The sequence below is a fragment of the Rhodococcus sp. NPDC058639 genome (assembly GCF_042717545.1).
Taxonomy (GTDB): domain Bacteria; phylum Actinomycetota; class Actinomycetes; order Mycobacteriales; family Mycobacteriaceae; genus Rhodococcus.
In genome coordinates this window covers 205083-227168 of sequence record NZ_JBHXRF010000007.1, presented here as the reverse complement: position 1 = coordinate 227168, position 22086 = coordinate 205083, and the positions used below count along the sequence as shown (strand labels likewise).

Sequence of the window (22086 nt, the reverse complement as noted above, 5' to 3'; positions counted from 1 at the left end):
CGCCCGGGATCACCCCGGAGGCAATAGCACTGCACCGGAACTGCCGGTGCCGCAGAATGGGCGCCAGTCGTGACGAACGGAGAACTCGTGAGTCTTCGAACCTGGACCGGGCCGCTTCACGGCGGCATCGTCATCCTCGGTGGCGGTCTGAGCGGGCTCTCGCTCGCCGCGCATCTCGCAGCGACACGTCCTCGGCCGGGCCCGGTTCTGGTGGTCGACGACGCCGCCCGCGACATCACCGCCGCCTCGTGGGCGTCGTGGACGCGACGCACCGCCCTGCTCGACTCCGCGGCCACCGAGACGTTCGATCGGATGCGCGTGTATGCGGGCGGGCACGACCGGACCCTCGCGCTCGGACACTATCGCTACCGCGTGGTGCACGGTGCAGCGCTGGTGGCGGCAGTTCGTCGCCACACCGATCCGGTGCCGGACGTGGGATCGGTGACCGGGCACGTCGTCGACGTCGACGATGCCGACCGGCCTCTGGTGACACTCGACGACGGGCGAGAACTACGGCCCGACTGGGTGTTCGACGCGCGCGGTCCGGTGGCGGTCGATTCCCGCGCCGATGCCGCCCTGGACTTCCTCGGGGTGCCTGTTCGGGCGGAGGACCCGCTGTTCGACCCCCACGTGCCGTTGCTGTTCGACTTCCGCACGGATCAGACCGATCGGGCGTCCTTCGTCTACGTGCTCCCGACCGACGCCCATCACGCGCTCGTCGAGCACACCTGCTTTCTCGATCCTGCTAACCCGGGCGTGCCCGCCGATGTGCACCTCGCGGCGTTGCGCGTCTATTTCTCCGAGGTCCTCGGAGTTGCGGAGAGCGCCTACGAGTTCGGCGCGTCGGAGCAGGCGCGGTTACCGCTGGTGGCGCAGCCCGCGGAGCGCAGCGACGGGCACATCGTCCGGATCGGAGCCGCTGCGGGGTTGCTCAAAGCGAGCAGCGGCTATGCGTACGAGCAGATCCAACGCGACTGCGAAGCGATCGCGTCGTCGTTCGCACAGCACGGACACCCGTTCGATCTTCCCAAGCGCCACAGCCGTTTCGAACGCTACGACCGCGCATTGCTCGCGGCCGTTGTCGAACGTCCAGGTTTCCTCGAGGACATGTTCGCCGCGCTGTTCGCGCGGACGTCGGCAGAGCCCGTGCTGCGCTTCCTCGACGAGGACACCTCCCTGCGCGACGAAGCGCGGTTGTTCGCCTCACTTCCCGCGGGACCACTGATCCGGGCGATGACCGGACGCTGACACCTACATGTCGAGGCCGAGATCGAGCACCGTCACCGAATGGGTGAGCGCACCGACCGCGAGGAAATCGACTCCGGTGCGGGCGTACTCCGCGGCGACCTCGAGCGACAGGCCTCCCGACGACTCGAGCCGGGTCTGCGGGGAGTAGGTGTTGCGCCGTTGCACCGCGATCTGTGTCTGCCACAGCGGAAAGTTGTCCAGGAGGATCAATTCGACATTCTCGGCGAGCACCTCGTCGAACTGCTCGAGTGTGTCGACCTCGACCTCACACGGGACGCCGGGCGCGTGCGCACGGACCGCACGCAACGCGGCGAGCACCGACCCGGCGGCCGCGACGTGGTTGTCCTTGATGAGGGCCTCGTCGCCGAGACCCATGCGGTGATTGACTCCACCGCCGACGCGCACCGCGTACTTCTGCAATGCGCGAAGCCCGGGCAGCGTCTTGCGACTGTCGCGGATCTTCGCCTCGGTGCCCTGCACCGCGTCGACCCAATGCGACGTGGCGGTCGCGATGCCCGACAGGTGGCACAGAATGTTGAGCATCGTCCGTTCCGCGGTGAGCAAACCGCGCGTCGGTGCGTCGACGGTGAGCACGGCCTCGCCGGGCACGACGCGGTGGCCGTCTTCGGCCCGGTCGACCACACGATAGTGATCCGGTCCGATCACCTGATCGAGGACGAGGAGTCCGACGTCGAGTCCGGCGACGGTCCCGGCCTGCCGGGCCACGACCGACGCGGTGGTGGTCGCGTCTGCGGGCACGGTGGCGTCCGAGGTGATGTCGGGTCCGTAGCGCAGGTCCTCGTCGAGGGCGCGCACGACCAGCGCGCGGGTCTCGTCGAGATCGAGGCCGGCGGGCAGGGCGGTGGCCATGTCAGTTCGCTCCTGTCAGTTGCGGGGTGGTGACGACGGTGTCGCCATCGATGCCGAGACGCATTTCGATGCTGTGTGCCCCGGCGGGGTCGGACTCGGGGTGGTCGCTGCGGGTATGACACCCGCGTGACTCGGTGCGCCGCTCCGCCGCGGCGACGAGTGCCCGCGCGGTGACGGTGAGCGCAGCGTCTTCGACCAGCGGCACGTCGATGCACGTGCTGTTCGGGGCCGCACCGAGCGTGGCCGACGCCGCCGCGAGTCCGTCTGCATCGCGGACCACCGACGCGTGCCGCGTCATCAACTGTTGCAGCGTGTCCCGGTCGAGCCGGGGAAGGACGGGCGGCGACGCGTCGGTCGCTTCGACGCGCAGACCGGCGCGTTCCACAGCGGCGGCGATGCCGGCGCGTTCGCCGAGCACCAGCCCTTCCAGGAGGCTGTTGGAAGCAAGGCGGTTTGCCCCGTGCAGCCCGGTGCGGGCGACTTCCCCGGCCGCGTACAGCCCCGGAATCCGGGTGCGTCCGTGGATGTCGGTGACGACGCCACCACACGAGTAGTGCGCGGCCGGAGCGACCGGTAGCAGGTCGTGGGCAGGATCGAGTCCCGCGTCGGCGCACAGGGCTGTGATGGTCGGGAACCGCCTCGCGAAACCGTCGAGGTGACGCGCGTCGAGGAAGACGTGATCCTCACCCAGGTCCGCCAGGCGACCCGCGATCGCGCGGGAGACCACGTCACGAGGTGCCAGGTCGCCGAGCGGATGGACACCGTCGGTGACCGATCCGCCCCGAGAATCGACGAGGCGAGCACCCTCCCCCCGGACCGCCTCGCTGATGAGCGGTCGCCGTCCTACGCCACCAGCGGCGAACAGCACCGTGGGGTGGAACTGGACGAACTCGAGATCGGCGATCCCTGCCCCTGCCCCGAAGGCGAGCGCGACGCCGTCGGCGGTCGCCCCGGGCGGGTTGGTGCTGCACGCGTACAGCTGTCCCAGCCCGCCGGTGGCGAGCAGCACCGCGGGAGCGTGGACGACACCGGCGCCGCGCTCGTCGAACACCAGCACGCCGGTCACGCCGGCATCGTCGGTGAGGATCCGTGCTGCGGCGGCACCGAACAGCACGGGCAGACCCGCGGCATTGAGCGCCCGCTGGATTTCGGCGCCGGTCGCGTCGCCGCCGGCATGGATGATGCGGCGGATGCTGTGCCCGCCTTCCCGGGTGCGGGCGACGTCGCCGTCCCGGCCGGTGTCGAACACCGCGCCGAGGTCGCGGAGTGCGGCGACCGCGTCGGGACCCGCCGACACGATCGATCGCACGGCATCGTCGTCGCACAGCCCGCCACCGGCCGCGAGGGTGTCGGCGACGTGCGCGTCGACGGTGTCACCGTGCGGCGCGACCACGGCGATACCGCCCTGCGCGTACTGGGTGGAGGTGTCGGTGGGCCCACCCTTGCTCACGGTGAGCACCCGCATCCCGCGCCGGGACGCGGCCCGCGCGGCGGTGAGGCCGGCGACCCCACCGCCGATCACGACGAGGTCGGTGTGGTCTTCCCACACCACCGCGTTCGTGCGGGTCGTCACTCGCCGCTGCCCGGGTTTCCGATGGCGATCATTCGCTGCACCGACAGGCGGGCCCGCTCGGCGACGTCGGGGGCGACGTGCACCTCGTCCTTGCCTTCCTGGAGGCAGCGCAGCAGGGCGGCGGGCGTGATCATCTTCATGTAGGGGCAGGATGCGCGATCGTTGACCGCCTGGAAGTCGATGCCCGGTGCTGCCTTACGGAGTTGGTGCAGCATGCCCACCTCGGTGGCGACGAGAACCTGCTTGGCGCCGGTTGCGCGGGCCGCGTCGATCATGCCGCCGGTCGAGAGGATCTTGACCTTGTCCTCGGGGACGAAGCCTTCCCCCGCGAGGTAGAGCGCCGATGTCGCGCAGCCGCACTCGGGGTGGACGAACAGGTCGGCGTCGGGATGTGCCTTGGCCTTGGCGGTGAGTTCGTCACCGTTGATGCCCGCGTGTACGTGGCACTCGCCGGCCCAGATGTGGATGTTGTCGCGTCCGGTGACGCGCTTGACGTGTGCGCCGAGGAACTGGTCGGGCAGGAACAGCACTTCGCGGTCGGGGTCGATGGACGCGACCACGTCGACCGCGTTGGACGACGTGCAGCAGATGTCGGTCAGGCCTTTGACCTCCGCAGTCGTGTTGACGTAGGAGACGACCACGGCGTCCGGGTGTTCGGCCTTCCACTCGCGGAGTTGGTCGGCGTCGATGGAGTCGGCCAGTGAGCAGCCCGCGCGTTCGTCGGGGATCAGGACCGTTTTGTCCGGGCTGAGGATCTTGGCGGTCTCCGCCATGAAGTGGACGCCGCAGAAGATGATGGTGCCTTCCTCGGCCTCCGCGGCGATGCGCGAGAGGGCGAGTGAGTCGCCGACGTGGTCTGCGACGTCCTGGATGGCGGGCAGCTGATAGTTGTGTGCCAGCACCGTCGCGTTGCGCGCCCGGGCCAGCCGGCGGACCTCGTCGGCCCATTCCGGCGTTGCCTCGATGCCCGTGTAACCACCGGGGCCGTCGACGATAGCGGCGGCGCCCGCCCACTCGGTCGTGGTCATGGCCTTGCTCCTTCGGGAAGGGGACTCCGGGCGGGCTGCGCCCGGATTTCCGCTTTCAGGGGTTTTCGACTTAGAATCGAAAACATGCCACATAGTAACACTCGTCACGAAGTGCTCATCGTGGTGTTCCAGGTTCGCACGTTCCCGCCCTCGTCACGGAACCCGGGCGGCGAACCCGAACTCGGGGTCCTGCTGTGGCAACGCGCCCTCGATCCCGAAGCCGGAACATGGTCGCTGCCGGGAGGCACGCTCCGCGACGACGAGGACCTCACCTCGTCCGCGCGCCGCCAGCTTGCCGAGAAGGTCGACGTGCGCGAGGTCGCCCACCTCGAGCAGTTGTCGGTGTACTCCGATCCCCACCGCGTGCCCGGCGAACGCACCCTCGCGTCGACGTTCCTGGGGCTGGTTCCGATCACGTCCGACCCGCAGCTACCGGCGGACACGTCGTGGCATCCCGTCTCCCAGCTGCCCGCAATGTCGTTCGACCACGGCCGGATGGTCGGCAATGCGCGGACCCGCCTGGCGGCGAAACTCTCCTACACCAACATCGCGTACGGACTTGCGCCCGCAGAGTTCTCGATGTCGACCTTGCGCGACATCTACTGTGCCGCATTGGGTTACCAGGTGGATGCGACGAATCTGCAGCGCGTACTGGCCCGGCGCCGCGTGCTGACGGCGACCGGGAACACCGCACCGCCCGGCCCCGCCGGTGGCCGGCCGCCCGCGCTGTACCGGTTCACCGAATCGCGGCTGCGCGTGACCGACGAATTCGCCGCGTTGCGTCCGCCCAGCTGACGACCCGAACCTCCGCAGCGCCCGCCTCGATCGAACACGGGTACGGCGAGGTGTGGCTAGGGTGCGCACGTACTCGACATCGGCCTACCCAGGAGCATCGTGACCACGATCGGCAATTCCCGGCTCGACATCTTCCCTCTCGCCCTCGGCGGCAACACCTTCGGCTGGACAGCCGACGAAACGGCATCCTTCGAGATCCTCGACGCCTTTCGCGCCGCGGGAGGCAACCTCATCGATACCGCGGACTCCTACTCCGCCTTCGCGCCCGGCAACTCCGGTGGCGAATCCGAGACGATCCTCGGCAACTGGGCTGCAGCGCGCGCCAACCGCGACGAGGTGATGATCGCAACCAAGGTCGGGCACCATCCCGAACACCGCGGACTCGCCCCGGCGAACATCCGCGCCGCCGCCGACGCGTCGCTGAAGCGGTTGCAGTCCGACCACATCGACTTGTACTACGCGCATTCCGACGACCCCGACACCCCACTCGCCGAGACCGTGGCCGCGTTCGACGAACTCGTCCGCGACGGCAAGGTGCGCTATGTGGGCCTGTCCAACTTCTCCCCCGCCCGGGTCTCCGAATGGCTCGAGATCGCGGACGCGCACGGGTTCGACGCTCCCGTGTCGCTGCAACCGCACTACAACCTCGTCCACCGCGCGGAGTACGAGACCGGGTACGCCCCTATCGCCCTCGAACACAACTTGGGCGTTCTGCCCTACTACTCTCTCGCATCCGGGTTCCTGACCGGAAAATACCGGTCGCAGGACGACGTCACCGGCCGGGTCCGCGAGCGGATGGCCTCGCGGTACCTCACCGACGCCGGCCTCGCCGTGGTCGACGCGCTCGGTGAGATCGCAACCGCCCACGCCGTCGAGATCTCCACGGTCGCGCTGGCCTGGCTGCTCACCCGCCCCGGCGTCGTCGCCCCGCTCGCCAGTGTCAGCCGGATCGAGCAGTTACCGGCATTGCTCGAAGCCACACGTCTCACGCTCACCGACCTCGAACGCGACCGTCTCACCGCGCTGTCGAACGCTGTCGCGGCGTAGGGGGTTCGACACCGGGGTGGTGGTGGGCGCGGGTCCACCACCACCCTCGTCGGTTGCTGCGGAGTTCGGAGTCCGCGTGTCTCCCGCGCGGGCCTCCCGGACCCGCCCGAGAAGCAGCAGACCTACAGTGCCGACGGCCGTCACGACCATCGCGACCGGTGCCAACGCACCGGTACTCGAACCGGCCACCAGGCTTCCGAGTGCAGCCCCCGCGGCGACGCCGAGGTTGAGAAGGGTGATCGCCACCGCTCCAGCGAGGGAACGGAACTGCGCTGACGCGAGCCGGACGACGCGGACTTGGAATACGGGTGGAAGCAAGCCGATAGCAGTCCCCCACACCACGATCGCGGTCACGAAAACCACAGGCATCGTGGGTGCGATCGTCAACAAGGCGAACGCGGCGAACATCGCCAGAGCGACCGCGGGCAGGGTCGCTCTCGGCCAGCGATCCGAGAGCCAGGCCGACAGCGCCAAACCGACCGCCCCGGCCGCGCCGAACAATGCGAGGAACCACGCGAGCGCAGTGGATTGGTACTGCGCGACCTCGGTGACCACCAGCGACACGAAGGTGAACACCACGAAGTGTCCGACCAGTACGACCGCCCCGGCCAGTGCGGTCCCGACGGAGGGAATGGCACTGCGATCCCATCGTGCCGCCGTGGCACCATCGGCTGTGACCGCCGACCCGCCGGTATCGGCGAGGATCGGCACGAGGGCAATGGCGATGACGGCGAGAACCACCGACGCTCCTGCGAATATTGCACGCCACCCGACCACGTCCGCGAGCGCAGTTCCGAGGGGCAGCCCGACGAACCCTGCGATCGTGGGCCCGGCCAGCACGATTGCCATCGCACGGCCGACGCGCTCGGACGCAACGATGTCGGAGACATACACGACGATTACCGCCACCAACACACCGTGTCCGGCTGCAGCGATCACTCGTCCGAGCAAAGCGATCTCGAACGTCGGCGCGAATGCCGTGGCCGCCCCCGCCACCGCGACCACACCGAGCGCGGTGGGGATCAACCGCGCCCGGCGAGCCTTTCTGGTGATCCGGACGAGTGGGATACCGGTAACCACGATCGTGAGTGCCCACGCCGTGACCAACGTTCCCACCACGGCCGGATCGACCCCCAGGCCGCGACCGATCTGCGGGAGAAGCCCCGAAGGAAGCATCTCCATGGTCACCGTTGCGAATGCTGCGCAGGCCAATGCGATCAACTTCGGCCACGGAAGTGCGGCATCGCTCTGCGCAATCACCGAAGTGGATTCGTTCGTCGTGCTTTCGGATGTGTTCGATCCGTCGATGTCGGTCATGGCCCGACGCTAAACTTTGACATCAGTGTGAAGGTCAAGCCCGAAATCGAGGGAACCTATGCGGATCGGCGACCTGTCCCGGCAAACCGGACTCAGCTCCCGGATGCTGCGCTACTACGAGCAGGAGGGTCTGCTCCACCCGACGAGGAGCGCGAACGGCTACCGCGAGTACACCGAGGACGATGTCGATCGCGCGAAGTGGATTCGCGACCTCGTCACGTCTGGTGTACCCACTCGTCTGATCTCGATCGTCATCGACCAACGCGACGACCGGGAAGGCAGGTGGACGAGCAACTGCGATCGAGTCTTCGCAGAACGGTTGAGCACCGAAATCGAGGACCTCGACCGCCGCATCGCCTGCTTCACTCGCAGTCGGCATGCACTCGACGACCTGTTGCGCATCACCCGGTCGGAGATTCGGTCCGCACAGGCAGATGCCTGAGCAGTCCTGATCGCTGCACCGCCGGATTCGGGAGCGGATGGCGAACGCTACTTCACAGCTGCCGGTACCCCCGAGCCGGTCGGCTCGGGGGTACCGGGTCAGGCGACGGTTGCTAGTCGCCGAGCCTCTCGTCTGCGTAGACGACCATCGCGTCTCGCTGATACTCGGCCAGGCCCTCGGCGATCTTCTCGTAGTTCGCCTTGAACCGCTCGTCGTCCACGTACATCTGCCCCAGGCACTTGTACGCGTCCCGGTTCGGGGTCCACATGCGGCATATGCCCTGGTACTGCGTGTGGATTTCCGCTTGCACGGCCGCGTCCCCGACCTGGGTTCCGGCGGCCATGAACTCCGCCATACGGATCATCGCCGCGGTGACCTCACGCTGCATACTCTCGACGTCGTCGGTGGTCAGCGTGGCGGTCTTGCGGCGAGACTGCTCGAACTCCTCCGGCCAGCGCTCGCGGGCCTCGTCGTCGTACTGCTTGTAATCGAAGCCCTCGAACAAGTTCTCCGGGCGGTTGATCTTTCCGGTCATTGCCGTTGTCCCTTCGATTTCGGCGATGGTGCGCGCCACCGTGTCGGCCATCCGTGCCAGTCGGTTCCGTTCCGTCAGCAGGCGGTCGTGCTGCCGTTTGAGGGCGGCGAGCGTGTCCGGCTCGGAGTCGACCGCTTGTGCGATCTCGGCGAGACTCAGGCCGAGTTCACGCAGTACGAGAATCTGCTGCAGGCGCAGCAGTTGCTCCTCCTCGTAGTAGCGGTAGCCGTTGGCGCCTACATAGGCAGGCTCGAGCAGTCCGATGTCGTCGTAATGCCGAAGAGTGCGGGCGGTGACTCCCGACATCCTCGCCACATCCGCGATCGACCAGCTCATATCCGTTCCCATCGTTCCGCGAGACCGGTCGGTCCGGTCTCGGCTCCGACCGTAGAAGTTGCCGTAGCGAGAAGGTCAAGCGAGAAAACATGCACTCTTCGCCCGGCGAGCGAGTGCCGTCCGGCAGGTCCGAGGCACGCGGACCGGGCCACGGTCGACGGCGCTGCAAGGCCGCGACCGACACACCGCTGCGAACTCAGCCGAGTCGTCGCGCGCGCAGCACCGAGTCGCGGACGGTGATCTCCTCGCCGGTGTGCGGGTGGGTGGCCGTGCGGGATCGGGCCTCGCAGAGTTCGATCTCCCACTTGCCGTCCTCGAGGGCCGGCACGAGCGATTCGGGGGTGAAGAGGAACGAGTGGTGGCCGTGCCGGAGCCCGGTGGCCATGTCGTCGGGATGGTGGCCCACGACGAGCAGGGTGCCGCCGGGGGCGACCGCGGAGCCGAGGCGCCGGGTGAGGTCGACCATCCCGCCGTCGGGCAGGTGCATGAACTGCGACGAGACCAGGTCCCAGCGTTCCTCACCGGGCTCCCAGCTGCGGATGTCTGCCTGGCGAGTCGAGACGCGGTCCCCGACTCCGGCCTGGGCTGCGTGCGCGGCGGTCTTGTCCAATGCCGCGGCGGCGAAGTCGAGGGCGGTCACCGACCAGCCGCGGCCGGCCAGCCAGATCGCGTCGGCACCCTCGCCGCAGCCCACGTCGAGTGCCCGCCCGGGCTCGAGAGCGGATGCCTCGGCCTCGAGTTGCGGGTTGACGTTTCCGCTCCAGACGCGATCCCCGGAGTAGCGATCCTCCCACGCGGGTTGCTCGAACATCTCGGCCCTGCGCGCGGCGACCGCACGGTCGGCGTCCTCGGCCGCCAGGTCCGCATTGATGAAGGCTCCCACCCGATTTCCGTGTGCGGCCGAGCCGATCAGGGTCATGCTGATGTCGGTCGCGTTGCCGGCTGCGTAGAGACCGGAAACAGTGGTTGCTCCCATCGCGTCGACCGCGATCACGGTGCCCATCGGCACCCCACCGAACTCGACCTGCTGCGGCTCCAGCCCCAGAGACCCGAGGAACTCGAGACGTACCTGCGGCCGCGTGCCCACCACGATCGCCTCCCGTTCGAGGACCGAGCCGTCGGCGAGCCGCAACCCCACCAGACGGTCACCGTCGGTGACGACCTCCTGCGGAGTGCCGTGCTCGATCCGCACACCGATGGCGGCCATCCGTTCCACATCGTCGGGCGGCAGTTCCACCCCGTCGGCGACGATGATCACGACGTCGTCGGTCAGTTGACGGAAGAGCAGACCCTGATGTCCTGCCATTGGACTGGTCGCCAGCACCGCAATCGCTCGATCGCGCACCTCCCAGCCGTGGCAGTAGGGGCAGTGCAGCACGTCGCGGCCCCACCGTGCGGCCAGTCCGGGAACGTCGGGCAACTCGTCCACCGCACCGGTCGCGATCAGCACGCGCCGCGCCACGACCTGGCGTCCGTTTCCGGTGCCCACGGCGAAGCCGTGCTCGGTGCGGGTCACGGCTTCTACCCGATCGCCGGTGACTTCGACGCCGTACGCTTCCACCTCGCCTCTGCCGTCGGCCAGCAGGCCGAACGGAGCGACCCCTTCCCGGCCGAGGTAGTTGTGCGCGTGCTCGGCGGGGGCATTGCGGGGTTCTCCGGCGTCGATCACCAACACTCGGCGACGGGACCGGCCCAGCGCCATCGCGCCGCTCAGGCCGGCAGCGCCGCCGCCGATGATCACCACATCGAAGTTCTCGTTATCGGTCATGTTCCGAGGGTGCAGTCCCGAGCCGAGAATTGGCAAACATTCTTGCCGGTGCAGCAAACGATTCGGGCATACTGGATGCTATGGCAGACGAAGACGTACTGAAGGGCGTGGGGCCGAGACTTCGACAACTCAGGCTCGAGCGGGAGGCCACCCTCGGCGACCTCGCGTCAGAGACCGGCATCTCCGTCAGCACCCTCTCCCGACTGGAATCGGGACAGCGCAAGCCGACCCTCGAACTTCTGCTGCCGCTGGCCCGCGCCTACCGCGTCGCACTCGACGAACTCGTCGACGCCCCGGAAACCGGTGACCCCAGAATCCGGCCGAAGGCGGTGACCCGGCACGGCCGGACCTTCCTTTCACTGACCCGGCGTCCCGGCGGCCTTCAGTCCTTCAAGATGGTGCTGCCGACGGTCGATGACGTGACTCAACCGACGTTGCAGACGCACGAGGGTTACGAGTGGCTCTACGTGCTCAGTGGACGGCTGCGCCTGATCCTGGGTACCCGCGACATGGTGCTCGCGCCGGGTGAGGTCGTCGAATTCGACACGCGCACGCCGCACTGGATCGGCAATCCCGGCCCCACCGCATGCGAAGCGTTGGCGATCTTCGGTCCCCAAGGGGAACGGATGCACGTGCGTTCGTGAACGGCCCGAGTGCGGCATGTCACCCTCGACTCGGGACAGCAGATCCGGGCGCCACCCGCTCCGCAACCAGGCCATGGCGGGCATCCGGTACTCGTCGATTCCCTTGTACGCCGCGATCTCGGCAGGAAGTTCCTCGACGATGTCGGCAAGTTGTTCCGCCCACGCGGGGTAGTCGGCGATCTCCGCCAGCGGAACCATGTAGGTGCGGATGTCGAATACGATCGCGCCCGTCAACGGAAGCCTGATGAGGTGCTCGAGCTCGATACGCAGCTGGATCCGGCCCCAGTCCCGGTCGGCGATCAGCCGGGGCATGTCGTCCATCCACTCCGGCATCGTCTCGAGACTGGTATCGCGGCGCCGCGATCCCACGGCCGAAAACGTCCAGTTCACGCGTCGGTACGGCCGATCGCTCGTGAGGCTCCGAAGAAACTGTTCGGCGCGGTCGGTGACACCGTCACGTGTCAGTCCCGGTACAGGTCTGTGGATCTCGTGCATGTTCATGCCGATGTCGAACTTCACCGACCAGTCGGCCGACGACGTCACCACCGCCGCGTCGAACCACAGGCGGTCGTCGCGTTCGGTGACGAGTAGAACGTCGTCAGGGACCTGGCACCCGGCGAACAACATTGGGTGCTCGGGCAAGGTAGTCGCGTCACCGAACACGAAGCGCTGATCGATTCCCAGAAGTCGGTTACGCCACCGATAGCTTCCGCCCTCGTCCTCGAGGTGCATCACCTCGGGATACGACGCCGCAAGTTCGCGGAAGCAGAACATCATCAGGTCCCACGCCGCAGGGGTCATGTGGGGCAGGATCTGGAAGCGCCCCGGGTCCGCTTCGAGCACGGAGCGGCGCAACGCCATCATCTCGACGTAATCCGGTCCGAGGTCGAATACGTGCGCACCCCAGGTGCCGGCGAGTGTTTGCACCGGCCGACGAGCCGGTTCGACGTTCACGCCGTAGCGGAACGTCCTGTCGCCGTCGGGGAATGGCCAGGGCAGGGAGGGCAGGTCGCTGGTGACAGTCACGGTCGCTCCATTTCCGAGAGATCCGATCGAGAGATCGAGTCAGGCAACGGCACCGAGGTAGGTGCCGTGGTGGGATGACAGATGTGGGCGGATCTCGAGGCCGATCCCGCACGCACAGCAGACGACGCGGTCCCCCGGCACAGCATCGACACGGTGCGTGGTGTCGCAGTGCGGGCAGAAGACCGCCACCGTTGTGGACTCGGTGATGTGGGTGACCGTTTCGCACGGAAGCGCTCCGGCGCGGCGAGCTGCTGCGGTCAGCGCCATCGCGTCCGGTGCGGGTCCGGCAATCATCACGCGACCACCGACGCGAAGATTCTCGACGAGGACCTCCGCGTGCGCGAGGGCCGGGTCGTCCACCACCGTGAAGTCTTTGCCCCGGATTACGGCGTCCGATGACCATTGCCGGACAGCCTTTTCCGCAGCAGCGCACTGGCCCGCCCTGAAGATCAGGAAGCTTCGGCCGGTGAGGTCGATTTCGGGGAGGGGTCCGTCCCGGAATCCGGAGATTCTCACGGCCGCACCCCCGCGTACTCCGTCAGCCAGCGCATGCCCGGCCCCCGGGTTCGCGCAATGCCCTTGTACTCGGCCATGTCGTCGGGCAGTTCCTCGAGCACCCGGTACAGGCGGCCGGCCCATTCGGGTACCAGCGCAATGTCCTCGAACGGGAGCAGGTGCGTGCGGATCAGGAACATGATTGTCCCCGACACACCGAGCCGGACGAGGTGCTGCACCTCCACACGTAGATTCAGCCTGCGTCCCACCTGCTCGAGTGGCCCGTCACCGAGCGTGCGACGGTCGCGACCCCACACCGGGTAGGTCTCGGTGGACTGGTCCAGCCGCCGGTCGACGCTCAGCGACCAGTTCGTGCGTCGATACCGTTGTCCCGCTTCGAGTCCCATGAGGAATTGTTGCGCGCGGGGAATCACGCCCTCGGCGTGGACGCGCGGAACCGGCCCGTGGATTTGCAGGAAACTCATGCCGACGTCGAAACGCAGCGACCAGTCGGCAGCGAACGTCACCAGACCGGCGTCGCCCCACAATTCGCCGTTCCGTTGATCGAGCAGCACGACATCTTCCTGGATGTGCCGGCCGATGTAGCGCAACGGCGGTTCCGGAAGAGTGGTGCGTTCACCGAATACGAAGGCCTGCTCGACGTCGAGCGCCCGGTTGCACCAGCGCCACAACTTGCCGTCGCGCGCGAGGGAGAACGTCTGGGGGTACGCGTCATCGAGCATCTTCATCAACGTGAGCATCGCGTCCCACTGGGCGATCTCCATGTGCGGCAATGCCTGGAACCGCGTTGGGTCCATGTCGAGGATGCGGTCACGTTCGGCGAGGTCGTCGAGGTAGAAGCCGTCGATGTCGACGGGGTGCTCCCCCCACCCTCCTGCCCGCGTGGTCACCGGGGTACCGGCGGGTTCGACGTTGGTGGTGTAACGGTAGGTGTCGTGCGGAAAGGGAAAGGGGAACCGCACAATCCGCTCCGGAAGAATCCCGATGCCTGCTATCGCGCTCACAGGTCCAGCTCCAATCGATCACCGCGAGCACGGGAAACACACGGCATCATGCAGTCGCCGGCGGCCTTCTCGGCTTCGCTCAGGTACAGGTCACGGTGGTCGACACCGCCGCCTCTCACCGGTAGACGGCATTCGCCGCACACTCCCTGACGGCAGAGGCTGGGTACCGCCACTCCTTCCGATTCGAGAGCTTCGAGGAGGCTGACTCCCGAATCGACGGGGACGTCGACTCCGGTGCGGCGCAAGTGGGCAGTGAACGGCGTACCCGGGTCGAGCTCGCCGACACCGAAGTGCTCGTAGTGCAGGCGCGCGTCGGGCCATCCTGCGTGGCGGGCCCGGCCGGTGAGCGCATCGATGAGGCCGGACGGGCCGCATACGTACAGGTGGGTGCCGAGCGGCTGGTCGAGCAGCGCAGGTTCCATGTGCGACCAGAAGGCGTCCGCCGTGTTGTAGGTGCGCAGCCGGTCGCGACAGAGTTCGCGCAGGTTCTCGAGGTGCGGTCCGTCGCCGTCGCGGAAGATGTAGTGCACCTCGAAGGACCGTCCCCATTGCCGCGCGGCGCGCGCGTGCGACAGGATCGGTGTCACACCGATACCGCCTGCGACGAGCACGTGGTGTCGCGCGGTGAGGACAGGAGCGAAGGCGCTGCGCGGCATCCCCGCCCGTACCACCTGCCCGACCTCGAGCTCGTGAACCCATCGTGATCCGCCCCGGCCGTGCTCGTCGAGGCGTACAGAGATCGAGTAGTGGTCGGGCTCGAACTCGGGTCCTGTCAGCGAATACGCGTTGCGGCGTGGGCGTCCGTCGGCGTCGGTGCCACACCAGAGCACCAGGTGGCTACCCGGGGTGAACGACGGCAGGGTGCGTCTTGCTGGGTCGGTGAAGCGCACGTGCCGGACCCCCTGAGTAAGGGATGCGACCTCTGCAACGGTGAGCGCGAGGCTCGTCTCGTCGATCGAAGGTCGGACTTCGGTCCGTGCTGCCAGTGCCATCAGCGCTCCTCCGCATCGAACATGTAACCCAGATACGCGCCGTGATGACGCGACACGTGGTGATAGACAACCAGTTCCACCGCGCAGTTCGGGCAGGTGGTGACCTGTCCGATCCCGGCCGAGGCGAGGTGGGTGGAGTGGCAGTGCGGGCAATACACGGTGCGTGCTTCGCGGCCGATTGTGATCGGCAGGATCTCGTCATCGAGCAGTCCCGCGGCTACAGCCTCCGCGCGGGCGGAGAGTATCGGCGCCTCTTCACCGACGAGCACGAGTCGGAATCCGACCCGCGCCGCCGCGAGCCGGCGGCGGAGTGTATCCGCCGACGCGTCGTTCCAGTTCGTCGATAGCCGTAACCAGTCCACTCGGCGACCGGGGAAGGTGGGCAGAACTTTTCGCGCATGCTCGGTTGCCGCGTCGCCGAAGGACAGGATGGTCACGGTCCGCCCGCCTTCGGCGATGTGCTGCTCCTCGTACCAGCGCGGCACGCTGGTGGTTTCCATACACACGCTCATGACGTATCCCTACGGCGCGAAGGTGCGCTGGCCGACGTAGAAGGCCAGTGCGCCGTCCGGGGTTGTGAAGCGAATCCGGGAGCCCTTCGGGAAGAAGATCGCGTCCTTGGCGCGTGCGGTGGCCACCTGCCCGGTGTCGAGGTTCTCGAGCCGGAACTCTCCTTCCAGCACAACCTTCATCTCGTCGTATTCGTACAGGTAGTCGAGCGGTGCATCGGTGGGCTTCAGGGCGAAGTACCCGGCGGCCATGTCCGACCCTCCAGGGTTCGGGTAGACGTCCTCGATGTATCCCTTTGTGCCGGGAAACTCGTCGTTGGACATCTGCGGCAGCGACTTCCAGAAGTCTGCTGTGACCAGAAAGGGCGGCGTGGTGCGCGTTTCGACCATGAGGAGTCCTTCGAACGAGGCCGGTGGGCCGGCCGTGTCGGGAGAAGAGCGCCGATCGCTGGCGTGAAACACACGATAGTGGCGAGAAACGATATGGCGGTTTCATCATGGTTAATTCGTGTAACCGACTCCTTCGCTGTCGATCCCACGACAACACCGCACCGCCACCTCCTCAGCTGATTGCGCCGCCCTCACCGCATGCCGCGAACGAGGCCGCCGACTCGTGCCGAGCCGGCATGCCACCAAGTTCGTGATCGATGCTCAACGCAGCGGTTCAACATGAAGGTTGAGCGAACGCTCCGCAGCTGCCTCTGTCGCCACCGACAAGTGGCGAGGTAGCCGCCCGGTCACGAACGACAGTGGATCCGGCGACGAGCGGGAGGGTGTCAACGACGACTGAAGGTTGACCCGTGGTGGCGAAGGAAAACTGGCCCCTGTGTGCCGCTTCCGATGCGTGGTGACGAGTCACGGTGCAAGTTGCCGAGGGCCGGGGCCGTTCCGTCGAAGGTTCATCAACTGAGCGAGGCTGGTCACGAGCACCGCCAGGAACCCGGCAGGCCAAAAGAAACCGAACAGATCAAGCAAGGTCGGCTTCCATGAGAAGACGAGCGCGAAAAACCCCACGGCTGGAAACACGAAAGTGCGGCCGTTGTCAGCCAAGCAACACGCTGGCGCGGCATGAACACAGGTATCAGAGACACGAAAACCGGCAGCGCAAGAACAGGCACGATTACATTCCCGAAGTAGCTTTGGATCGAAGCGTTGCAGGCCTCGCGATTGGGGACTTCCCGCGAGTACGTGTCCAACTCGCAATCCGTGATCTGCAGCATCGGGCTGGTAGCTGCCCCGATTCCGAGCAGCACAGCTATGGCGGCAATGAGAATCCAGCCCACACGGATCGCGATCATCGAGAGATCATGCAGCATCTGAATCGTTGACGCCTGCACCCGATCAGCGGCGTCCCCGGTCGAAGTACAAGACAGACTGTCTGCCATTCAAGGCGCGGCGGCCGCCACTTCAACAACACCGGGATCGGATTCCGCGATGGTTGTGATCATGGCTGCGCCGATGCGGGTGCGGAACGCTCACCACACGTCGATCACGCCGCGACACGTGTTGGTCGGGATGCTCCACAACAGAAGACTGTTGACTGAACGGAACGTGAATTCGACCCGGCCAGGCCCCGTGCTCAACAGGAAGAACGCCGTAGGGGCAGGCACAGTGGAGCGGATCGACGTGTTCTCCGTTCCCCGAGCGCCGGTGTCGGTGTTGTGCCAGTCGAGGCGGATATCTGCGTTGTCACCGCCGGCGAGGAACCAGAAGGACGATGACGTCCCGAGCATCATGTCGCCAGTCCCCGACACCCGCTGGTGGACGGTGACGCTGGTCTGAACGTACGGCTGATCGAGAATGTTGGGACTCAGGCTGAAACAAGGCCGAGTCAGCGGCACTTTCGTTTCCGCTGCCGCCGTGCCGGTTCCCGTCGTAACTCCTGCTGTGACGCCGCGGCCGCGAATCCAGCGGCGACGATGCGTCGAAACGAAAGGTACTCAGCCGGCGCGTAAATCGAGTCGCGGCGTCTAGGCTCCTCCCATGAGCAAACCCAGCGTGTTCGTCACCGGCGCCGCATCCGGAATCGGCCGGGCCACCGCACTGCAGTTCGCGAAACACGGCTACCGCGTCGGCGCCTTCGACGTCGACGCGGCGGGATTGCACAGCCTCGCCGCCGCGCAGCCCGACATCGTCACCGGCATTCTCGACGTCACCGACGCCGGCGCCTGGGCTCGTGCACTGTCGGAGTTCTGCCCGGACGGTCGGCTCGACATCCTCGTCAACAACGCCGGCATCCTGTCGTCCGGTCCGTTCGAGGACACTCCGCCCGAGCAGCACCGCCGGATCGTCGACGTCAACGTCACGGGCACCATCCTCGGCTGCCACAGTGCCTTCGAATATCTTCGCCGCACCCCAGGCGCGCAGGTGGTCAACCTCTGTTCAGCGTCGGCGATCTACGGGCAACGCGACCTCGCCACCTACAGCGCGACCAAATTCGCCGTACGCGGTCTGACGGAGGCTCTCGAACTCGAATGGAGCCAGTACGACATCCGGGTGTTCGCGTTGTGGCCGCTGTTCGTCGACACAGCGATGACACAGAACATGAACGTCGGTGCCGTCCGCACCCTGGGCATCCACCTCACTCCCGACGATGTCGCCGCCGAACTCTACGAGGCGACCCGCCCGGGGCGTGCCTGGGGCAGGGTGCACCGTGCGGTGGGATGGCAGGCACGACTGCTCGCGGCAGTCGCGCAGGGCTCACCGGCGAGGTTCAATCGACTGGCCAACAAATGGGTGACACGCCGCTGACAACCGGCCGAGCGCAAAGAGGGCACGCGCTGCCCGTGTGTCTCCGACCTCGCGACTGTTGTGGGATGCGGCACACCGCTCTGCCGCAGGCAGGCACTGCTGAGCAGGACGGGAATTACCGTGGAGAGTCCTCGGAAAAGCGCGATCTCAGGTGCGCCCGGGTCGTTGCGCTCCGGCAAGGTTGGAGGCCAACTGTTCTCGCGTCTGGTGTTCGTGGGCGAGCCACGCCGGTTGGCCGGGACCGCTGCGCCACGACTCGCTAAGCGGGCTGTTGTCGACTGTGTCGAAACCGAATTCGTCGTACAACCTGGTGACCAATGCGACGGCATCGGGAAAGTCGCTCGAGACCGAGAGCGCGTGACGGTCGGGGCTTCCCGCCGGCTTCGCCGAGGTGAGGAGGCGAGGCGCTTGGATGTGAGTGAACGCCTTGGCCACCTTCGAATGCGGAAGCTGTTCTTGGCGCAGTTCGTGGACCGTCATCTCGCCCGAATCGACGACGGGAAAGTGACCGTCACGCCACGGCATGTAATTGTTCGTGTCGAGCACGATCTTGCCCGCCAGTTCGCGCACCGGCATGTTGTTGTCCAGTCGTAAGGGAACGGCCACCACCACGAAATCGCCGGCAGCCGCAGCACCGGCCGCAGTGTCGGCACGCGCCGAGGGGCCGAGTTCGGCGACAAGGTCGGCCAGAGTCTCCGGACCTCGCGAATTGGCGATGACCACCGTGTAACCGCACCCGACCGCTGCACGAGCGATCTGGCTGCCCACTTCGCCCGCACCCAGGATTCCGATAGTCGTCACGGGCGGTTTCCCTCCGAAGTGCCGGGTTTCGCCACGGATCGCTCGATCATCTCGAGAGCAGCATTTTTCGCGCGCCGCACCTCGTCTTCCGCGATTCCCGATTTCTGCAGAAACTCGATTCCCTGCATGACGGCGATCAGTGCCCGGGCAAGTTCTGTCGGCTCGGCGTCGGCATCGATCTCGCCGCGTTCCTGAGCTTCGGTGATCTGCCGAGCGAACAGTGCGAGAGTCTCCGAGTACACCCGGCACGCCCGTTCCCGCACCTCGTCGTCTTGGGCGCTGAGAGCCGCGATGCTGTTGGCCATCAGGCAGCCTTGGGGCGGCAATTCCAGACGGCCGTCGTCCTCGAACACCACTGCGGTAGTGAGCCCGTGCCACGGACTGGGGTCTGCGGTGACCGCAGCTTCGAGACCGGCAGCTTGGGTCGCGCAGTACTCGTCGAGAATCCGCATGAACAGGTCCCGTTTGCTACCGAACGCACCGTAGAGACTCTGCGCCCCCAGTCCGGTCGCCTCGGCGAGGTCCTGGACCGAGGTCGCCTTGTATCCGCCCCGCCAGAACGTGTCCCTCGCGGCGGTCAAGACGTCCTGCTCGTCGAACTTCCTCGGCCTTGGCATGCCGACCACACTAGCCATTATTGAATGATCCTTCAAATTTGACAAAGCGAGTCGGCTCCTCTTCTATTTGAATCACCACTCAATAACCGAAGGACGTTGCTACTCATGACAACACGAGCACTCGAAGGCAAGACCGCACTCGTGACCGGCGGATCCCGCGGCGTCGGTGCCGCGATCGTGTCGCGGTTTGCCGAGGAAGGTGCGCACGTCGCGTTCACGTATGCCAATTCCGAGGAACACGCGAAAACCGTGGTGGCTGCGGCGGCTGCAACGGGCGGCATCGCACACGCCATCCACGCGGACAGCATGAAAGAACAGGACGTGGCGTCCGCGGTCGCACAGACCGTCGACCGATTCGGAGGCCTCGACATCGTGGTGAACAATGCCGCAGTCGGCAGCTTCGGTGCGCTCGAAGATCTGACGATGGACGAAATCGACGCGATGCTGACCATCAACGTGCGATCCACTGTTGTCACCATCCGCGAGTCGCTGACCCACATGGGCAGCGGCGGGAGGATCATCAACATCGGCAGTATCAACGCCGACCGGACACCGTTTCCCGGACAGTCGATCTACGCGATGACCAAAGGTGCACTGGCGAGTCTGACACGAGGTCTCGCACGTGAATTGGCCGCGCGCGACATCACGATCAACAACATCCAGCCGGGTCCGATCAACACCGACGCCAACCCCGCAGACGGACCTGCCGCGCCGAGCATGCTGGGAGTCATGGCGTCGGACCGATTCGGCACCACCACCGAGGTCGCAGCCCTCGTCTCCTATCTCGCTGGGCCCGACGCCGCGTACATCACGGGATCCAGCCTGAACATCGACGGTGGATTCGCCGCATGACCATCCGGCACTCGGTCGCCGACATCGAATTGCGTTACCCGGGAAGACCCCGTATCAGGAGCCCGCAACGGAGACGAAACTGAGCGCGTGCCGCCCACCGACCGGGAAGCCGCGGCGTTCAGCGTTGCTCGTGCATCGGCGAGTCGATCGCACCGTGGCGTGAACACCGCGCCCACCACCCGTCGGGGACGACCTGCACGACCATCCGGCGACCGCACTGCACGCAGTACCGCGGTGGTTCGAGGCCCAGCCGAACTCCCAAGCGGCGCTCGATCTCCACACCCTCGGCGAGTTCGGCGCCGGTGTATTCGTCGAACACGTCAGATGCTTTCGCCGAGCGCCTTGATCGGCATCTGCAGGTCGACGAGCAGATCGAGATCGGTTTCGGCGCGGCGCCCGAGGGTGGTCAGGTAGTTGCCGACGATGACGGCGTTGATGCCGCCGAGCATGCCCTGCTTCGCACCGAGATCACCGAGGGTGATCTCGCGGCCTCCGGCGAACCGAAGGATGGTGCGCGGCAGGGCAAGCCGGAATGCCGCGACCACCTTGAGCGCCTCGGTGGCCGGAAGCACCTCCCGATCCGCGAACGGCGTGCCTGGCCGGGGATCGAGGAAGTTCAACGGCACCTCGTCGGGTTCGACCGACGCGAGGTCGGCGGCGAATTCGGCTCGTTGCTCCAGGCTTTCGCCCATTCCGAGGATTCCTCCGCAACACACCTCCATGCCGGCCTCCCGCACCATGCGGAGCGTGTCGAATCGTTCTTCCCAGGTGTGCGTGGTGACGACGTTCGGGAAGTAGGAGCGGGCTGTTTCGAGGTTGTGGTTGTAGCGGTGCACACCCATCGCCGCGAGTTGGTCGACCTGGTCCTGGGTGAGCATGCCCAGCGAGCACGCGACCTGGATGTCGACCTCGTTGCGGATCGCTTCGACGCCTGCCGCCACCTGCGCCATGAGCCGCTCGTCGGGACCGCGGACGGCGGCGACAATGCAGAACTCGGTCGCGCCGGTCTTGGCGGTCTGCTTCGCGGCTTCTACGAGCGACGGGATGTCGAGGCGCGCGGCGCGTACCGGTGAGGCGAAGAGGCCGGACTGGGAGCAGAAGTGGCAGTCCTCGGGGCAGCCGCCGGTCTTGAGGCTGACGATGCCTTCGACCTCCACCTCCGGGCCGCACCACGCCATGCGGACTTCGTGCGCGACGCCGAGTAGTTCCTCGAGCCGGGAGTCGGGCAGGCGGAGCACCTCGAGCGTCCGGTCGCGGTCGAACCCGACCCCACGCCGGAGTACCTGGTCGCGGGCGAGGTCGAGGATGTCGGTGCGAGCGGGCGCCTGGGTCACTGCGTCTCCTGACACGAAGAAACTTGAACGGTGTTCAATTGAACGGCGTTCAGGTTAGGTGTGGGGTCGGATACTGTCAAC

At 66.7% G+C, this 22086-nt stretch carries 24 protein-coding genes and 1 pseudogene; 7 read left to right on the top strand and 18 right to left on the bottom strand.

Going from position 1 to position 22086, the window contains the following annotated elements:
• Positions 1-87 precede the first annotated feature (87 nt).
• The gene (locus ACFWU2_RS15770) at positions 88-1248 is read left to right on the top strand and encodes a lycopene cyclase family protein (RefSeq protein ID WP_378607785.1); all 1161 of its coding nucleotides are present in this window, start codon (positions 88-90) and stop codon (positions 1246-1248) included.
• A 3-nt stretch (positions 1249-1251) separates the two neighbouring features.
• Here the strand turns inward: ACFWU2_RS15770 and nadC are convergent, their stop codons facing one another.
• Genes nadC through nadA form a run of 3 tightly spaced genes read right to left on the bottom strand, consistent with a single transcriptional unit; the run spans position 1252 to position 4719 of the window.
• Positions 1252-2118, bottom strand: a complete 867-nt coding sequence (gene nadC / locus ACFWU2_RS15765; protein WP_378607783.1) for a carboxylating nicotinate-nucleotide diphosphorylase — start codon at positions 2116-2118, stop codon at positions 1252-1254.
• Position 2119: 1 nt separating this feature from the next.
• Positions 2120-3691: an L-aspartate oxidase gene (locus ACFWU2_RS15760; RefSeq protein ID WP_378607781.1), complete on the bottom strand. Its 1572-nt coding sequence runs from the start codon at positions 3689-3691 to the stop codon at positions 2120-2122.
• Positions 3688-4719, bottom strand: coding sequence for a quinolinate synthase NadA (gene nadA / locus ACFWU2_RS15755; RefSeq protein ID WP_378607779.1), 1032 nt, complete (start codon positions 4717-4719; stop codon positions 3688-3690). Before nadA ends, ACFWU2_RS15760 begins: the two co-directional genes overlap by 4 nt.
• An 84-nt stretch (positions 4720-4803) precedes the next feature.
• Here nadA and ACFWU2_RS15750 point away from each other — a divergent pair, with 84 nt between their 5' ends.
• Positions 4804-5514, top strand: coding sequence for an NUDIX domain-containing protein (locus ACFWU2_RS15750; protein WP_378607777.1), 711 nt, complete (start codon positions 4804-4806; stop codon positions 5512-5514).
• Positions 5515-5613: 99 nt separating this feature from the next.
• Entirely contained in the window at positions 5614-6561 is a 948-nt protein-coding gene (locus ACFWU2_RS15745) for an aldo/keto reductase (RefSeq protein ID WP_378607775.1), read from the top strand.
• Here the strand turns inward: ACFWU2_RS15745 and ACFWU2_RS15740 are convergent.
• Positions 6472-7878: an MFS transporter gene (locus ACFWU2_RS15740; protein ID WP_378607773.1), complete on the bottom strand. Its 1407-nt coding sequence runs from the start codon at positions 7876-7878 to the stop codon at positions 6472-6474. The genes ACFWU2_RS15745 and ACFWU2_RS15740 overlap by 90 nt on opposite strands.
• A 58-nt stretch (positions 7879-7936) precedes the next feature.
• Here ACFWU2_RS15740 and ACFWU2_RS15735 point away from each other — a divergent pair, with 58 nt between their 5' ends.
• Positions 7937-8320 carry a MerR family transcriptional regulator gene (locus ACFWU2_RS15735; protein ID WP_378607771.1) on the top strand — a complete coding sequence of 128 codons (384 nt, stop codon included), beginning with the start codon at positions 7937-7939 and terminating at the stop codon, positions 8318-8320.
• Positions 8321-8432: 112 nt separating this feature from the next.
• Here ACFWU2_RS15735 and ACFWU2_RS15730 read toward each other — a convergent pair whose 3' ends face one another.
• Positions 8433-9191, bottom strand: a complete 759-nt coding sequence (locus tag ACFWU2_RS15730; RefSeq protein WP_378607769.1) for a MerR family transcriptional regulator — start codon at positions 9189-9191, stop codon at positions 8433-8435.
• A gap of 196 nt (positions 9192-9387) precedes the next feature.
• Positions 9388-10959 (bottom strand): FAD-dependent oxidoreductase, encoded by a 1572-nt coding sequence (locus ACFWU2_RS15725; RefSeq protein ID WP_378607767.1) that lies wholly within the window; start codon positions 10957-10959, stop codon positions 9388-9390.
• A gap of 80 nt (positions 10960-11039) precedes the next feature.
• Between ACFWU2_RS15725 and ACFWU2_RS15720 the strand changes: the two genes are divergently transcribed.
• Positions 11040-11603 (top strand): helix-turn-helix domain-containing protein, encoded by a 564-nt coding sequence (locus tag ACFWU2_RS15720; RefSeq protein ID WP_378607765.1) that lies wholly within the window; start codon positions 11040-11042, stop codon positions 11601-11603.
• Positions 11604-11660: 57 nt separating this feature from the next.
• Here the strand turns inward: ACFWU2_RS15720 and ACFWU2_RS15715 are convergent.
• The 8 genes and pseudogenes from ACFWU2_RS15715 to ACFWU2_RS15680 all read right to left on the bottom strand — a co-directional run.
• Positions 11661-12629: pseudogene (locus ACFWU2_RS15715) on the bottom strand (DUF3445 domain-containing protein); the annotation flags it as partial.
• 39 nt (positions 12630-12668) lie between these two features.
• Entirely contained in the window at positions 12669-13145 is a 477-nt protein-coding gene (locus ACFWU2_RS15710) for a dimethylamine monooxygenase subunit DmmA family protein (protein WP_378607763.1), read from the bottom strand.
• Positions 13142-14149 carry a DUF3445 domain-containing protein gene (locus ACFWU2_RS15705; protein WP_378607761.1) on the bottom strand — a complete coding sequence of 336 codons (1008 nt, stop codon included), beginning with the start codon at positions 14147-14149 and terminating at the stop codon, positions 13142-13144. Before ACFWU2_RS15705 ends, ACFWU2_RS15710 begins: the two co-directional genes overlap by 4 nt.
• Entirely contained in the window at positions 14146-15141 is a 996-nt protein-coding gene (locus ACFWU2_RS15700; protein WP_378607759.1) for a PDR/VanB family oxidoreductase, read from the bottom strand. Before ACFWU2_RS15700 ends, ACFWU2_RS15705 begins: the two co-directional genes overlap by 4 nt.
• Positions 15141-15653 carry a dimethylamine monooxygenase subunit DmmA family protein gene (locus tag ACFWU2_RS15695; protein WP_378607757.1) on the bottom strand — a complete coding sequence of 171 codons (513 nt, stop codon included), beginning with the start codon at positions 15651-15653 and terminating at the stop codon, positions 15141-15143. The genes ACFWU2_RS15700 and ACFWU2_RS15695 overlap by 1 nt, the downstream gene beginning before the upstream one ends.
• Positions 15654-15662: 9 nt before the next feature.
• Complete coding sequence (locus tag ACFWU2_RS15690; protein ID WP_378607755.1) at positions 15663-16040, bottom strand: ethanolamine utilization protein; 378 nt, start codon at positions 16038-16040, stop codon at positions 15663-15665.
• A gap of 530 nt (positions 16041-16570) precedes the next feature.
• Positions 16571-16966, bottom strand: a complete 396-nt coding sequence (locus tag ACFWU2_RS15685) for a hypothetical protein (protein ID WP_378607753.1) — start codon at positions 16964-16966, stop codon at positions 16571-16573.
• A gap of 159 nt (positions 16967-17125) precedes the next feature.
• Positions 17126-17491 carry a hypothetical protein gene (locus ACFWU2_RS15680; RefSeq protein WP_378607751.1) on the bottom strand — a complete coding sequence of 122 codons (366 nt, stop codon included), beginning with the start codon at positions 17489-17491 and terminating at the stop codon, positions 17126-17128.
• Positions 17492-17633: 142 nt separating this feature from the next.
• Between ACFWU2_RS15680 and ACFWU2_RS15675 the strand changes: the two genes are divergently transcribed.
• Complete coding sequence (locus tag ACFWU2_RS15675; RefSeq protein WP_378607749.1) at positions 17634-18401, top strand: SDR family oxidoreductase; 768 nt, start codon at positions 17634-17636, stop codon at positions 18399-18401.
• Positions 18402-18548: 147 nt separating this feature from the next.
• On the opposite strand, the gene ACFWU2_RS15670 is transcribed toward ACFWU2_RS15675, so the two are convergent.
• Together ACFWU2_RS15670 and ACFWU2_RS15665 are read right to left on the bottom strand one after the other, a co-directional pair.
• Positions 18549-19202, bottom strand: a complete 654-nt coding sequence (locus tag ACFWU2_RS15670) for an NADPH-dependent F420 reductase (protein ID WP_378607747.1) — start codon at positions 19200-19202, stop codon at positions 18549-18551.
• On the bottom strand, positions 19199-19819 hold the full coding sequence (locus tag ACFWU2_RS15665) for a TetR/AcrR family transcriptional regulator (RefSeq protein WP_378607745.1): 621 nt from the start codon (positions 19817-19819) through the stop codon (positions 19199-19201). Before ACFWU2_RS15665 ends, ACFWU2_RS15670 begins: the two co-directional genes overlap by 4 nt.
• A 105-nt stretch (positions 19820-19924) precedes the next feature.
• On the opposite strand from ACFWU2_RS15665, the gene ACFWU2_RS15660 reads away from it, so the two are divergent.
• Positions 19925-20671: an SDR family oxidoreductase gene (locus tag ACFWU2_RS15660; RefSeq protein WP_378607743.1), complete on the top strand. Its 747-nt coding sequence runs from the start codon at positions 19925-19927 to the stop codon at positions 20669-20671.
• A 118-nt stretch (positions 20672-20789) separates the two neighbouring features.
• On the opposite strand, the gene ACFWU2_RS15655 is transcribed toward ACFWU2_RS15660, so the two are convergent.
• The gene (locus ACFWU2_RS15655; protein ID WP_378607741.1) at positions 20790-20990 is read right to left on the bottom strand and encodes a hypothetical protein; all 201 of its coding nucleotides are present in this window, start codon (positions 20988-20990) and stop codon (positions 20790-20792) included.
• 1 nt (position 20991) lies between these two features.
• Entirely contained in the window at positions 20992-22005 is a 1014-nt protein-coding gene (bioB, locus tag ACFWU2_RS15650; protein ID WP_378607739.1) for a biotin synthase BioB, read from the bottom strand.
• Positions 22006-22086 lie beyond the last annotated feature (81 nt).